The sequence below is a fragment of the Imhoffiella purpurea genome (assembly GCF_000585215.1).
Classification (GTDB): Bacteria; Pseudomonadota; Gammaproteobacteria; order Chromatiales; family Chromatiaceae; genus Imhoffiella; species Imhoffiella purpurea.
Map to the genome: position 1 here is coordinate 1 of NZ_AONC01000009.1, position 15054 is coordinate 15054.

Here is a 15054-nt window from a genome sequence, read left to right on the forward strand (position 1 = left end):
GGGGGGGGAGCCGATCGCCGCCACGGTGAACGGGGCGGAGATCACGGCGCGGGATCTCGACAGGCGGGTGCAGCAGACCCGATTCGAGCTTCGCCAGCGTCTCGGTGCCGCCTACGATGCGGCCGGCTTCGACGACAAGACGCTGCGTGCCGAGGTGTTGGACGACATGATTCGGGAGGTGCTGCTGCTGGATACCACCCGGCGACTGGGTCTGCGGGTCTCGGACCAGGAGGTTCAGATGCAGATCCTCTCCGAGCGAGCCTTCCTGCGCGATGGGCGATTCGATCAGGAAGCCTATGAGCGGGCACTGCAGCTCCAGGGTCTCAGTCCGGCCATGTTCGAGCATCAGCTGCGTCAGCAGCTGGCGGGTATGCAGCTGGTGCGTTCGGTCGCCGCGAGTGAATTCATGAGCCGGTCCGAGCTGGCCGACTACCAGCGGCTGGCGGATCAGAAGCGCGAGATCTCCTATGTCCGCTTCGCCGCGGCCGACTATGCGGATGCCGTCGAACCCGACGATGCCGCGATCCAGGACTATTACGAGGCCCATGCCTCCGATTTCCAGACGCCCGAGCAGGTCAAGCTGGACTATATCCCGCTCGATTCGTCGACCCTCGCATCCAAGGTCTCGGTGACCGAGGAAGAGCTGCGCCAGCAGTACGAGTCGGAGAAGGGGCGGTTCGTCGTGCCCGAGCGCCGTCAGGTGAGGCATATCCTCCTGACCCTGCCCAAGGATGCCGACGAGGAAGCGGCCACGTCCACGCTGGACGAGATCGAGAAGATCCGCGAGCGCATCCTCGCCGGCGAATCCTTCGAGGAACTGGCCAAGACCTATTCCAAGGATCCGGGGAGTGCGGCCAAGGGCGGCGATCTGGGGATGGTCGAGAAGGGGGTCATGGATCCGGCCTTCGAGCGTGCCGCCTTCGATCTGCCGGTCGGCGAGGTGAGCGATCCGGTGCGCTCCGCCTTCGGTTATCACCTGATCGAGGTGACCTCCATCGAGCCCGAAAAGGCCCGTCCGTTCGAGGAGGTGCGCGATACCCTGCGCACGGACGTTGCCAAGCAGAAGGCGGATTCGCTCTACTACGATCTGGGCGAGCGTCTGGCCAACATCGTCTATGAATCGCCGGACAGCCTGGAGCCGGCTGCCGAGGAACTGGGGCTGACCATCGAGCACAGCGATTGGGTCGGGCGCGATGGCGGCAGCGGTATCCTCGCCAGCCCCAAGGTCGTCGCGGCCGCCTTCAGCGACGAGGTGCTCAAGGACGGCATCAACAGCGACATGCTCGAGCCCGACCGCGATCAGCTGCAGGCCATCGTCCTGCGCGTGGTGGATCATCGCGAACCCTCGACCAAGCCGCTCGAAGAGGTGCGCGAGGAGATCCTGGCCAAGCTCGAGGAGAACGGTGCCCAAGCCGCCGCGAAGAAGGCCGCCGAGGAACTGGCCGACAAGCTGCGCGAGGGCGGCGATTGGGAGACCTTGGCCCAGAGTGCCGAGGCGCCCGTGCTCGTCGATCGCAACGACTCCAAGATGCCAGCGGGGCTTCTCGATACCGCATTCACGCTGCCCGCGCCGGCCGAGGGGACCTCCAGTATCGGAACGACCGTCCTGGATGCCGGCGATGCGGCCGTCGTGCGTGTCACGGAGGTTCGGGACGGCGAGGTGAAGCCGGCCGAGGATGGCGAGTCCACTCCCGAGGCAGCGATGCTGTCACAGCTGCTGGGACGCCAGCTCTATTCGGCGATGATCGACGACATCGAGCGTCGCGCCGATATCGAGCGCAAGGAATCGGCGACCGAAGAGACGCCTTGATGCGACCCCTTTAGGGATCGCAGCCGCAAAGGCGCCAAGAACGCGAAGCATCTCGATGGACTCCACTGCCCGCAGTTGACTTCTGCGTGACACGAGCCCTCGAGATTCTCTTTGTGTCCTTGGCGCCTTTGCGGTTCAACCGCTTTTGACTGGCCTATCGATCAGCCAAGGCCGAGGATGTGGTAGCCGGTGTCGACGTAGACCACGTCGCCGGTGATGCCGGAGGCCATGTCCGAGCAGAGGAAGGCGGCGGCGTTGCCGACCTCCTCGATCGTCACGTTGCGGCGCATGGGCGTGCGTTCCTCCACCTTCTTCAGCATGTCGCGGAAATCCGAGATGCCGGCCGCGGCGAGCGTCCGGATGGGGCCGGCCGAGATGGCGTTCACGCGCGTCCCCTGCGGGCCGAGCGAGGCCGCGAGATAGCGCATGTTGGCCTCCAGGCTGGCCTTGGCGATACCCATGACGTTGTAGTTCGGCACGGCGCGCACGGCGCCGAGATAGGTCATGGTCAGGAGCGCGCCGTTGCGTCCCTCCATCATGGAGCGCCCGGCCTTGGCCAGGGCCGCGAAGCTGTAGGAGCTGATCTCGTGGGCCGTGGCGAAGCCCTCGCGGGTGACCGCGTCCACATAGTCGCCCTCGAGCTGCTCGCGCGGCGCGAAGGCGATCGAGTGCACGATGGCGTCGAGTCCGTCCCAGCGCTCGGCCAGCGCGGTGAAGAGCGCCTCGATCTCGCTGTCGCTGCCGACGTCAAGGGGCAGGGCGATGTCGGATCCGCACTTGGCCGCCATGTCCTCGACGCGCGACTTGAGCTTGTCGTTCTGGTAGGTCAAGGCGATTTCGGCGCCCTGCTTGTGCATGGCCTCGGCGCAGCCCCAGGCGATCGAGCGGTTGCTCGCGACGCCGGTGACGAGGATCTTTTTGCCGTCTAGAAAACCCATGGTGTTTCGTCTCTTTCCGTTCTGTTGTCGGCGCATCGCGGCGCCGGTCGTGTTCTGGGCTGGAACCGCCGCAGAATGTCGGGGCTCGATGCCATCGCCGTGTCGAACGGCGAATCGAAACCTCGAGCTCCATGGTATGCAAGGGTCGCGGACGGGTGGTCGGACGCGACTTGGATGCGGAATGTCGGATGCCGGGGGTTGTCCCCGATGCGACCGGCGCGGGCCTCGGGATAGAATCCCGATGAGCCCGCCAGGTCGGGCGGTTACAGTAACCAATCTTGCTGTTTGGTTAAAGGGTGGATAGGGGCCAGGGTCTTTGAGTCGTTCGTTCCAGACCATATTGCTGACGATCGCGCTGTTCGCGCTGAGCGGGTGCGGCGACTCGCCCTGGAACGATCCCTATCCATCCTCCGATGCGCAATCCAATACCTATTACAGCTCGTTCGCCGAGCGTCCCAAGCATCTGGACCCGGTGCGCTCCTACAGCTCGGACGAGACCGCATTCCTGGCCCAGATCTACGAGCCGCCACTGCAATACCATTTCCTGCTCAGGCCCTATCGGCTGATCCCGCTCTCGGCCGCCGAGGTCCCTGTGCCCAGCTATTTCGACGCCGAGGGCAATCCCTTGCCCCAGGATGCGCCCGTCGCCGAGATCGCCCGCAGCGACTATCTCGTCCGCATCAAGCCCGGAATCCGCTATCAGCCGCATCCGGCCTTCGCCCGCGGCCCCGAGGGCGGCTATCTCTATCAGGATCTGACCCGGGACGATCTCGATGGCATCAACCGTCTCGCGGATTTTCGCGAGACGGGCACGCGCGAGCTGACGGCCGACGACTTTCTCTATCAGATCAAACGGCTGGCCGCGCCCTGGCTGCATTCGCCGATCGCCGGGCTCATGGGAGAGTACATCCGGGGATTCGGGGCGCTCGCCGATGAATTGGGCGCGGCGGAAGGGCAGGGTGCCCTAGGGCGTGTCGAGACCCTGCGCCGGGCGCGGCTCTCGGGGGTCGAGGTGATCGACGCCCACAGTCTGCGGATCAGTCTGGAGGGCAAATATCCTCAGTTCATCTACTGGCTGGCGATGCCCTTCTTCTCGCCCATGCCCTGGGAGGTGGACCGCTTCTACGCCCAGCCCGGCATGTCCGAACGCAATATCCAGCTCGACTGGTATCCGGTGGGGACCGGTCCCTACATGCTGAGCGAGAACAATCCCAACCTGCGCATGGTGCTGGAGCGCAACCCGAATTTCCACGGCGAGCGCTACCCGAGCGTGGGCATGCCCGGCGATGCCGACACGGGCATCCTCGCCGACGCCGGCAAGCCGATCCCCTTCATCGATCGCGCCGTCTACAGCCTGGAGAAGGAGAGCATCCCGCGCTGGAACAAGTTCCTCCAAGGCTACTACGACAGTTCGGGAATCAGCTCGGACGCCTTCGATCAGGCGGTGCGCGTCGACGCGCAGGGCGAGCCGATCCTGACCGATCAGATGCGCGCACGCGGGATCTCGCTCCTGACCTCGGTCGAGACCAGCATCTACTACATGGGATTCAATATGCTCGACCCGGTCGTCGGCGGCGACTCCGAGCGCGCGCGTCTGCTGCGCCGGGCGATCTCGATCGCGGTCGATTTCGAGGAGTTCATCTCGATCTTCGCCAACGGCCGCGCCCTGGCGGCCCAGGGGCCGCTTCCGCCCGGGATCTTCGGACATCGCGAGGGCGAGGCGGGGATCAATCCCTATGTCTATCGCTGGGGTGAGGGACGGCCGATGCGTCGCGGCCTGGACGAGGCGGTGCGGCTGATGGAGCGGGCCGGTTATCCGGCTGGCGTGGATCCGGAAACCGGGCGTGCGCTCGCCATCAACTACGAGGCGGTCGCCACCGGCCCAGACGATCGTGCTCTGATGAATTGGATGCGCAAGCAGTTCGCTAAGTTGGGCATCGAGCTGGTGATCCGCTCGACCGACTACAACCGCTTCAGGGAGAAGATGCGCAACGGCACGGGGCAGGTCTATATGTGGGGCTGGAACGCCGATTATCCGGATCCGGAGAACTTCCTCTTCCTGTTCTACGGACCCAACGGCAAGGCCAGGAGTCAGGGCGAGAACACCTCCAACTATGCCAACCCCGAGTTCGACCGTCTCTTCGACGCCATGAAGTACATGGACGACGGTCCCGAGCGCCAGGCGCTGCTGGATCGGATGCTCGAGATCGTTCGGGCCGACGCCCCCTGGGTCTGGGGTTTCTTCCCCAAGGCATTCAGTCTGCACCATCGCTGGCTCATGAACGCGCATCCGAATCAGATGGCGAACAACACGCTCAAGTACCGGCGTCTCGATCCGGAGCTGCGCGCGCGGATGCGGCATGCGTGGAATGCCCCAGTCACCTGGCCGCTGTGGCTGCTCGCGGCGACGGTGGCCCTCCTGGTGCTGCCCGCCTGGTGGATGGTGCGGCGTCGCGAGCGGAGCACCGCGCTGTGATCGCCTATATCCTGCGCCGGCTGCTGTACGCGGTCCCCATTCTGATCGGGGTCAACCTCATCACCTTCACGCTCTTCTTCGTGGTGAACTCGCCGGACGACATGGCACGCATGCAGCTCGGGGAAAAACGGGTGTCCGAGGAGGCGGTCCAGTTCTGGAAGCAGGAGCACGGCTACGACAAGCCGCTGCTCTACAACAGCGCGGCGGATGGTCTGGGCCGCGTCACCGACACCATCTTCTTCGAGAAATCGGCCAGGCTCTTCGTCTTCCAGTTCGGTTCCTCGGACGAGGGCCGCGACATCGGCTACGACATCTCGCAGCGGATGTGGCCGAGTCTGGCCATCGCGGTGCCGGTCCTGCTGGTCGGACTGGCCTTCAACGTCAGCTACGCCCTTTTCATCGTCTTCTTTCGTGCCACCTACGTCGACCTGGCCAGCGTGGTGCTGCTGGTGGCCATGCTCTCGATCTCGAGCCTCTTCTACATCATCGGCGGCCAGTTCATCCTCGGAAAGCTCTTCCATCTGGTGCCCATCTCGGGCTACGACACTGGGCCGAACGCCTGGAAGTTCCTGATCCTGGCGGTCATCGTCGGTGTCGTCGGGGGAATCGGCTCGGGCACTCGCTGGTATCGCACCCTCTTCCTGGAGGAGGTCGCCAAGGACTATGTGCGCACCGCCCGGGCCAAGGGGCTCGGCGAGCGCCGGGTGCTCTTCGGTCACGTGCTGCGCAATGCGCTCATCCCCATCCTCACGGGCGTGGTGGTGGTACTGCCGCTGCTCTTCATGGGCAGCCTCATCAGCGAATCCTTCTTCGGCATCCCCGGGCTCGGGAGCTATACCATCGACGCCATCAGCAACCAGGACTTCGCCATCGTGCGCTCCATGGTCTTCCTGGGCGCCGTGCTCTACATCCTGGGCCTGATCCTGACCGACATCTCCTACACCCTGGTCGATCCGAGGGTGCGGCTGCAATGAGCCGGGGAGGGGGGCGCCCATGATGCCGGTCCTGCTCTGGACGGACGCACTGGTCTATCTGCTGCTCGTCGTCGCCATCCTCTTCGGAATCCATGCGGCGCGACACGAGCATCTGCGGACACCCTGGCGTCGCGTCATCCGTTCGCGGATCGGGGTCGCGACCCTGGTGGTTCTGGCTGGCTACGCCTCGGTCGGGCTGCTGGATACGGTCCATTTCCGTCTCCAGGTCGAGCATCCGGGCGCCGACTCCAGCTATGGCCCGGAGGTGTTGAGCCTGCTCGACCTGGCTCTGAGCGGTCTGCGCGAGCGCCAGGAGGTGACCTACTCGGCCCCCTTCGCCACCCATCTCTATGTCAAGGAGGCGATCGAGCAGCCGGATGGGGGCGTGGTCCGCGCCTATCCGAGGCTGCAGCATGGGGGCGCGCATCTCGCGGACCCGGAGGCGGACCGGGCCGGAGATATCCTCGCCCGTGCGCTGCTGGGGTCGATCAAGGGGTTGCTGGTCTGGGCCGGCGTCTCGGCCCTGGCGCTCTGGCTGAGCGGCCGGCGGCGCGGCGAGTCGCGGCGCGAGACCCGGCGTGAGACCTGGAACCGCTGGCGCGCGCCCGGCCTAGGGATCCCCTGGATCACCGGGTTGTCCGTGCTCGGCGGATTGCTGGTGGTGAGCTTCGCCGCCGCCGAACTGGCCGCCGCATACCATATCCTGGGCACCGACAAGGTCGGCGAGGACGTCTTCTATCAGACCCTCAAGAGCGTGCGTACCGGCCTGCTGATCGGAACCCTCACCACATTGGTGATGCTGCCCGCGGCCATCCTGCTGGGGATCTCGGCCGGCTATTTCCGCGGCTGGGTGGACGATCTCATCCAGTATCTCTACACCACGCTCAACTCGATCCCGGGCGTGCTGCTGATCGCCGCCGCCATCCTCATGCTCCAGGTCTACATGAGCAACCATGCCGAATCCTTCTCCAGCCTGGTGGAGCGGGCCGATCTGCGTCTGCTCTTCCTCTGTCTGATCCTCGGCGTCACCAGCTGGACCGGGCTCTGCCGGCTGCTGCGCGGCGAGTCGCTCAAGCTGCGCGAGGCGGACTATGTGCAGGCGGCGCAGGCGCTCGGCGTCGGGCATTTCACCCTCATCGTGCGCCACATCCTGCCCAACCTGATGCACATCGTCATCATCACCCTGGTGCTGGATTTCAGCGGGCTGGTCCTGGCCGAGGCGGTGCTCTCCTATGTCAACATCGGGGTCGACCCGACCATGAACAGCTGGGGCAACATGATCAACGGCGCCCGTCTCGAGCTGGCGCGCGACCCCATCGTCTGGTGGTCGCTGGCGGCGGCCTTCCTCTTCATGTTCGTCCTGGTGCTGGCCGCCAATCTGTTCGCCGACGTGGTGCGGGATGCCTTCGATCCTCGCATCCGCACCGGACGCTGATCGGGTGGGCCGCCGTTTGTTCCGTCTTCCTGGAGTCCAACCATGACCGAGCCCCTCCTTCAGGTCGAAGGCTTGATCACCGAGCTCGGCGAGACCGCGCGTCCACTGAGGGTGGTCGATGGTCTGGATCTGACGATTCGTTCGGGCGAGACCTTCGCCCTGCTCGGCGAGTCCGGTTGCGGCAAGTCCATGGCGGCCCTGTCGCTGATGCGCCTCCTGCCGCCGGGCGGGCGGATCCTCTCCGGCCGGGTCCGGCTCGGCGGGACGGATCTGCTGCATCTGACCGAGGCCGAGATGCGCTCGGTCCGGGGCGGTCGCATGGCGATGATCTTCCAGGAGCCGCAGACCTCGCTCAACCCGGTCCTGAGCGTCGGCGTCCAGATCGCCGAGGCGCTGCATGTGCATGGGGAGGGCTCGGACGGCCGAAATCGGCGGCGTGTCGTCGAGCTGCTGCGCGCGGTCGGCATTCCCGATCCCGAGCAGCGCGCCGACGAATATCCGCACCAGCTCTCCGGCGGCATGAAGCAGCGGGTCATGATCGCCATGGCCCTGGCGGGCGACCCCGGGCTTCTGATCGCCGACGAGCCGACGACGGCCCTCGACGTCACCATCCAGGCCCAGGTCCTGAGTCTGCTCGGGGATCTCCGGCGCGAGACCGGGATGGCCGTGCTGCTCATCACCCACGATCTCGGCGTGGTCGCCGAGACCGCCGACCGGCTCGCGGTCATGTACGCGGGCCAGATCGTCGAGACGGCGACCGTCTCCGAGTTCTTCGCCGGTCCCGCCCATCCCTACGGGCGCATGCTGATGGAGAGCCTGCCATCGGCCGAGAAGCGCCGGGGACGGCTGGCCACGATCCCGGGGCGCGTCCCGCCGCTCGACCGGGTCTTCTCGGGCTGTCGCTTCGCCGACCGCTGCGCGTCCGTCATGCCCCTCTGTCGCGAACGCATTCCCGAATGGATCGGCTTGGGTGCGGGGCGCGGCGTGCGCTGCCATCTCTGGAGCGAGGGCGAGGCATCGCATCCTGGGCCGGCGCGGAACGCGGCCGAGCCCGAATCCGGGGCTTCGGAGCGGCCGTCCGGATCGGTGGGCGAGATCGGATCGCCACTGCTGAAGGCGGTCGATCTCAAGGTGCATTTCCCCATCCAGCGCGGTCTCTTCCGGCGTGTCGTGGGGCATGTGCGTGCCGTCGACGGGGTGTCTCTGGATCTAAGTCTCGGCCGCACCCTGGCCCTGGTCGGGGAATCCGGCTGCGGCAAGACCACCGTGGGCAAGGCGATTCTGCAGCTCATCGCGCCGACCTCGGGGCAGGTTCTCTATCTGGGGCGGAATCTGGCCGGGCTCGGTCACCGTGCGATGCGGCCCTACCGCAAGGATCTGCAGATCGTCTTCCAGGATCCCTATGCCTCCATGAATCCCCGCATGTTGGTCGGCGATGTGGTCGGGGAGGGGCTCCAGGCGCTGGGGATCGAGTGGACCCGAGCCGTCAGGGAACGCAGGGTGGCCGACCTGCTCGAGCTGGTCGGGATGGATCCGGAGTCGGCCAGACGCTATCCGCACGAGTTCTCCGGTGGTCAGCGACAGCGGATCTGTATCGCCCGAGCCTTGGCGGTCGAGCCACGGATCATCGTCTGCGACGAGCCCACCAGCGCGCTCGACGTCTCGGTCCAGGCCCAGATCCTCAATCTGCTCAAGGATCTGCAGAGCCGGCTCGGGCTTGCCTATCTCTTCATCACCCACAATATCTCGGTCGTGTCCTATCTGGCACACGAGGTGGCCGTCATGTATCTGGGCCGCGTGGTCGAGCGTGGAGGGGTCGAGGAGATCCTGACCGATCCGAGACATCCCTACACCCGGGCGTTGCTGTCGGCCGTTCCGGTGGTCGATCCCGAGAAGCGCCGGGTCGTGATTCGGCTCGAAGGCGATATGCCATCCCCTAGCAATCCGCCCCGAGGCTGTCATTTTCATCCGCGCTGTCCCGAGGCGACTTCCCGGTGTTCCGAGGGCTATCCTCCCGAGGTCAGGCTCGGCGCCTCTCGATATGTGAGCTGCCTCCATCTCGATTGACGCCTGGTGTGCTGTGGTTTGCCGTCACTCCTTGAAAATCGCTTTCGCGCCATTGCCTCAAGCCTGGTCGCCGTCGGCAGGTGCCTGCAGGCGTGTCCACGAAAGGATAATCTGGATGTTGAGAATTCTGCTCGGAGATTGACGGATCTCAAGGCGTTTCCTAGGGAACGTATTTTTCAGGTACTTGCGCTTTTCAGGGCCTCGACGTAAGGTTCGGATACCAAATGGATGGCGTTCACGTTCCGAGGTCGTCGACTCTGGATGAGCAAGGTCAAGAAGATACTCTGTATCTATCCTGAACCCGCCGAGCTGCGGATCGGCGCCTTATTGAATCGGCAGGGGATCGTTGCCGATCTGACTGAGGTGTCTCGGTCGGAAACGCTTTCATCCGCACTGCAACAGCCGCATTGGTGGGACCTGATCCTCTGCGATGCATCGGCTTATCTCTACCCCGAGGTGACCTCGGCGCTCGACTCGGTCAGGGATAAGCTGGATGCGCCGGTTGTTCTGCTGAGGGCGCCCAACGTGCACCTCTCTCCGGCCGATGCCTATCGCCGCGGGGCGGTCGATGCGGTGGATCGTGAGGATACTGAACATCTCCTGATGATCTGCGAGCGCGAGATCAGGAACTCGGTCATTCGCAAACAGCTGAGGGAATTGCGCTATTCCGGTGCCGTTTTCGATCCAGAGCTCAAGGGTGCCGTGACGATCGCCACCATCAAGGATCTCAGCCGCAGTGTCAGGGATCGGCTTGACGAGAGTGCCGACTCGGTCGACTCCGGGCTGGATGTCCGTGCCAGGATCCTCGATCAGAATCGGCTCAAGTCCCTGATCGACGCCGGCGGCCTGACGCTCGAGTATCAGCCGATCGTCTCCTTCAAATCGGATCTCGATCATCGCAACATGTTCGAGACCCTGGTGCGTCTCAAGGACGAATCCGAACGGCTGCTGATGCCGGATGTCTTCCTCCCGACCTTGGCCGAAGCGGGTTTGATGGACAAGATCGATCTCTGGATCTTCCGTCAAGCCTTTTCGGTGCTGGAGCAGATGCAGTCCGGCGGAGCACCGGACACCATTCTTTTCGTCAACGTCGCGACCGAGACGCTGCGCTCCGAGATGACGGTTCGTGCTCTCGGAACCTTCGCCAGCGCGGCCCACATGGCTCCGGGCTCCATCGTCGTCGAGGTTCGCAAGGCGGCCTTCATCGAGGCCCAGGAGGGGCTGGCGCGATTGGCCGACATGCTGCAGACGCGCCAGCATGGTCTGCTCATCGAGGATCCGAAGCTCGACGACTGCGCCTTCCTCGAGGCCAATTCAGGCATCATCACCCATGTGAAGCTTTCGCGCGAGACCATTCAGGGGTTGGTCGAGGGCACCGCGTCTCAAGGCGCGCTCAATGCTTTCGTCCGATGTGCGCACAAGCAGGGGATCCGCGTCATTGCCCTGGCCGTGGAGGACGCGGACCTGATGCCCATGCTGTTTGCGGCCGGAATCGATGCCATCCAGGGTAACTTCATGAGTATGCCCAATCGCGATTTGGTGTACCCGAGCGTACAGCGTATCGATACGGGGGCCACCGGGGTGGTTCAGGGACATGAGGGTGATTAATGATTCTTCCTCTCGCGTCTTCTTTTGCTTTTGCTGTACAATGGTGCGCGAGAGAGCGGCTTGTAACGACGGATCGATTCCTCGTTGTGCCGACGTTGAGACTGTTTTGGAGTATTCTGCAGTATAAGTCCTTGCGACGATTGTCATCACTAGATCTGGTTTTGCCTCAATAGCGTTTTCCCCGCCCTTTTGTCTTCCATGTAAAGCAGGCGTCATACACATCCGTTTGGATATGTCTCGGAGAGGTCGGTTGCAACCGAGCTCGGCGCGGAGACTGCGGCTCCGGTTAGGCGGATATAGGGTTTGAAGGGTATAACCTGTTGATGTTAATGGTATTCTGGTCGATGAGCGTTGAGCCGAATCGGTCGTTGGTGATGTGCTGCGACAATTGAAGAAACCGGCGTCGGCCTGGCTATATCGACGCGAATAAGAAGTGAGGTCGGGCAGGGTTTCTTGAATGGATTTCCACTCGGTTGAGGGTGGATGCGATACCTGTTCCAACATGGAGCTGGTTCCAAGTATTACCAACCAAGGTTGGTGCGTCTTTTTTGATGAGGTTGATATGGCAGGCGAATTGGTACTGGGCACGGTCAAGTGGTTCAATGACGAGAAGGGCTATGGTTTCATCGAGCGCGAAGGCGGCAAGGACGTCTTCGTTCATTACAGCGCGATCAATGGCTCGGGTCGTAAAACTCTCCAGGAAGGTCAACGGGTTACCATGGAGGTGACGCAGGGACCCAAAGGTCCTCAGGCCGAGAACGTTACTCCGAACTGAATCGACCGCTCGGCTGGCCGCGATTTGCGCGTGCCGGCTGCAGTCGGCGTTGATCGGGCGGATGCTCAATCGCTGAGCATCCGCCGTCTTTTTTTGCAAGCCGTTCGAATACCGCTTTGCGCTCAGGCGGATGACTGGGCGGCAGCACTTGCATGCCCGTTTCCCCATCGGGCCTCGACCTTCTCGAAACCCCACGAAAAATCTTCCGTAAGACTATAATGCGCTGCATTATTTGGAGAGGCGCATGGCACAGGCGACACGTCACGGGCAGTTGACATTCAGCGATTATTTGGAGCGCGCTCTGCGCGAGGGGGCAATGTGGGCCCTGGTCTGCGTGGCCATCTATCTCTCGCTGTCGCTGATGAGCTATTCGCCGAGCGATCCGGGCTGGTCCTATGTCGGGGATGCCACCAAGGTGACCAACGCTGGCGGGCGCACGGGGGCTTGGTTCGCCGACGTCGCCTTCTACCTCTTCGGTTATTTCGCCTACCTGCTGCCCTTCATGGTGGCCTGGAGCGCCTGGCTGATTTTTCGCGGACGCAGCGAGGATATGGCCATGCGGACCTGGATGTTGTCGCTGCGCTGGGTCGGTTTCCTGGTCACCCTGGCGGCTGGCTGCGCCTTCGCCTCGATGCACCTTTCCGGGGTTGGGGATGTGCTTCCGAACGGAACCGGCGGCGGGCTCGGTCTGCTGATCAGCCAGCGCATGCTGGCCGCCTTCAACCTCACCGGCGCCAATCTGCTTCTGGGTGGATTGCTGCTGGTCAGCCTCACGCTCTTCTTCGGCATCTCCTGGCTCAAGCTTCTCGATACCTTGGGTGCCTCCGTGCTGACTGGAGGGCGCAGGGCCTGGACGCTGCTGAACGGATTCCTCTCCCCGTCTCGCGTCGAGGCGCCACTCTATGCCGATGCGGGTCCGAATGGATTGCCTGAGGCGCTGAACCTCATCGATCCATCGGCCGTTCCCGACCCGGAAAGCGTCAAACCGCGCGCTCCGGCTCGCTCGCGCAAGCCGTCCGGCCGCTTGCCTCAGGCGCTGCAGGACGCCATGACCGATCCCGTGCCCTTCGCCGCCGAACCGGAGCCCGAGGCCGAGGAGAGCATGACCCTGGCCGACCTGATGCGCGGACAGCGTCCGGTTCCCGAGGCCGCCCCGAGGATCAAGCGCACGGTTCGGCGCGTTCCCAAGAATCCGGAATCGCAGGCGGAGCAGCCCGAGCTGGAGCCGGAGCTGGAGGAGGACGTCGCCAAGCCGGCACCGGTCGCCAAGCAGAAGGCGCCATCCCGGGTCATGTCCGTCAAGGCGAGCGGAGAGCGCCCCCTTCCTCCGCTCGAGCTGCTGGACGCGCCGCGCAAGAGCGGGCGCGGCTATTCGCCCGAGCAGATCGAGGAGCTCTCCCGGCACGTCGAGAAGACCCTGGCCGATTTCGGCGTCGTCGCCGAGGTGGTGGCCGTGTTCCCGGGCCCGGTCGTGACCCTCTTCGAACTGCAGCTGGCCCCCGGCGTCAAGGCGAGCAAGATCACCGGGCTGGCACGCGATCTGGCGCGGGCGCTGACCACCATCAGCGTGCGCGTGGTCGAGATCATCCCCGGCAAGTCCTCGATCGGCATCGAAATCCCCAACAAGCAGCGCGAGACGGTTTTCCTGAGCGAGGTCTTCGGTTCCTCGGCCTATCAGGACGCCGGGTCGCCGCTGACCATAGGGCTGGGGACCAACATCTCGGGCGCGCCGGTGGTCGCCGACCTGGCGCGCATGCCGCATGCCCTGATCGCGGGCACGACGGGCTCGGGCAAGTCGGTCGCCATCAACGCCATGATCCTGAGTCTGCTCTACAAGTCCGATCCGGACGACGTCCGGCTCATCATGGTCGACCCCAAGATGCTGGAGCTCTCGGTCTACGAGGGGATTCCGCATCTGCTCACCCCGGTCGTCACCGACATGAAGGAGGCGGCGAACGCCCTGCGCTGGTGCGTCGGCGAGATGGAGCGCCGCTATCGCCTCATGAGCAAGCTTGGGGTGCGCAACATCGGCGGCTACAATCGTCGCGTCGCCGAGGCCGAGCAGGCGGGCGAACCCATCCCGGATCCGACCTTCAACCCGGCCGAGGCCCCGGGCATGGAGCCGCCGGCCCTGACCCATCTGCCATACGTCGTCGTCATCATCGACGAGCTGGCCGACATGATGATGGTGGTGGGCAAGAAGGTCGAGGAGCTAATCGCCCGTCTCGCCCAGAAGGCGCGCGCCTCCGGGATCCATCTGCTGCTCGCGACCCAGCGGCCCTCGGTCGACGTGCTCACCGGTCTCATCAAGGCCAACATTCCGACGCGCATGGCCTTCCAGGTCTCCTCGCGGATCGACTCGCGCACCATCCTCGACCAGATGGGCGCCGAGCAGCTGCTGGGCAACGGCGACATGCTCTACCTGCCGCCCTCGGGGAACATCCCCCAGCGCGTCCACGGCGCCTTCGTCGACGACCACGAGGTGCATCAGGTCGTCGACTTCCTCAAGAGTCACTACGGCGAGCCGGACTATATCCACGACGTGCTGCGCGAGCCGACCGAGATGCTGCCCGGCATCGATCCCGAGCCGCGCGGCGATACCGAGGACACGGACCCGCTGTTCGACGAGGCGGTCCAGTTCGTGGTCGAGAGCCGCCGCGGATCCATCTCGGGCGTCCAGCGCCGCTTCAAGATCGGCTACAACCGGGCCGCGCGCATGGTCGAGGAGATGGAACGGATCGGTATCGTCGGGCCGGCGGAGACCAACGGCAATCGCGAGGTGCTGGCGCCGCCGCCGATCGACGACTGATGGCGGGACCCTGGTCGCGCGGCCGTTTCCATGGGATTCGGGCACTTCGGCGTGAAAAGTCTGTCTCTGGCCCTGATACTCGGATTTCACTCACGCACAGGGTGGCCGGCCGGCCCGAAACATGACACGGGCGGTAGGTTGGGCCGACCTAAGGAGGCCCAA

General features: G+C 64.4%; 9 protein-coding genes. 8 read left to right on the plus strand and 1 reads right to left on the minus strand.

Annotated features, from left to right (window positions below; all coding sequences use genetic code 11):
- Window positions 1-1810 (plus strand): peptidyl-prolyl cis-trans isomerase (locus D779_RS02910; protein ID WP_043749197.1); only part of this gene is annotated, 1810 nt, incomplete at its 5' end.
- Between the two features lie 161 nt (window positions 1811-1971).
- Here D779_RS02910 and D779_RS02915 read toward each other — a convergent pair.
- Window positions 1972-2748, minus strand: coding sequence for an enoyl-ACP reductase FabI (locus tag D779_RS02915; protein WP_043749201.1), 777 nt, complete (start codon window positions 2746-2748; stop codon window positions 1972-1974).
- A gap of 316 nt (window positions 2749-3064) precedes the next feature.
- On the opposite strand from D779_RS02915, the gene D779_RS02920 reads away from it, so the two are divergent.
- The 7 genes from D779_RS02920 (at window position 3065) to D779_RS02950 (ending at window position 14892) form a co-directional block, all read left to right on the plus strand.
- The gene (locus D779_RS02920; RefSeq protein ID WP_043749205.1) at window positions 3065-5224 is read left to right on the plus strand and encodes an ABC transporter substrate-binding protein; all 2160 of its coding nucleotides are present in this window, start codon (window positions 3065-3067) and stop codon (window positions 5222-5224) included.
- Window positions 5221-6198 (plus strand): ABC transporter permease, encoded by a 978-nt coding sequence (locus tag D779_RS02925; RefSeq protein ID WP_043749207.1) that lies wholly within the window; start codon window positions 5221-5223, stop codon window positions 6196-6198. Before D779_RS02920 ends, D779_RS02925 begins: the two co-directional genes overlap by 4 nt.
- A 19-nt stretch (window positions 6199-6217) precedes the next feature.
- Window positions 6218-7633, plus strand: a complete 1416-nt coding sequence (locus D779_RS02930; RefSeq protein WP_043749209.1) for an ABC transporter permease — start codon at window positions 6218-6220, stop codon at window positions 7631-7633.
- Between the two features lie 42 nt (window positions 7634-7675).
- Window positions 7676-9700, plus strand: a complete 2025-nt coding sequence (locus tag D779_RS02935) for an ABC transporter ATP-binding protein (protein WP_043749211.1) — start codon at window positions 7676-7678, stop codon at window positions 9698-9700.
- A 261-nt stretch (window positions 9701-9961) separates the two neighbouring features.
- Window positions 9962-11308, plus strand: a complete 1347-nt coding sequence (locus D779_RS02940) for an EAL domain-containing protein (RefSeq protein WP_043749213.1) — start codon at window positions 9962-9964, stop codon at window positions 11306-11308.
- A 562-nt stretch (window positions 11309-11870) separates the two neighbouring features.
- Window positions 11871-12083, plus strand: a complete 213-nt coding sequence (locus D779_RS02945) for a cold-shock protein (RefSeq protein WP_043749455.1) — start codon at window positions 11871-11873, stop codon at window positions 12081-12083.
- Between the two features lie 244 nt (window positions 12084-12327).
- Window positions 12328-14892: a DNA translocase FtsK gene (locus D779_RS02950; RefSeq protein ID WP_043749216.1), complete on the plus strand. Its 2565-nt coding sequence runs from the start codon at window positions 12328-12330 to the stop codon at window positions 14890-14892.
- The last annotated feature ends 162 nt before the right edge of the window (window positions 14893-15054 follow it).

What these genes read in the sequence shown, in the direction of transcription:
- D779_RS02930 (WP_043749209.1), top strand. Translation starts at nt 6,218, where the DNA reads ATGATGCCGGTCCTGCTCTGGACGGACGCACTGGTCTATCTGCTGCTC.
- D779_RS02915 (WP_043749201.1), bottom strand. Translation starts at nt 2,748, where the DNA reads ATGGGTTTTCTAGACGGCAAAAAGATCCTCGTCACCGGCGTCGCGAGC.
- D779_RS02945 (WP_043749455.1), top strand. Translation starts at nt 11,871, where the DNA reads ATGGCAGGCGAATTGGTACTGGGCACGGTCAAGTGGTTCAATGACGAG.
- D779_RS02940 (WP_043749213.1), top strand. Translation starts at nt 9,962, where the DNA reads ATGAGCAAGGTCAAGAAGATACTCTGTATCTATCCTGAACCCGCCGAG.
- D779_RS02950 (WP_043749216.1), top strand. Translation starts at nt 12,328, where the DNA reads ATGGCACAGGCGACACGTCACGGGCAGTTGACATTCAGCGATTATTTG.
- D779_RS02935 (WP_043749211.1), top strand. Translation starts at nt 7,676, where the DNA reads ATGACCGAGCCCCTCCTTCAGGTCGAAGGCTTGATCACCGAGCTCGGC.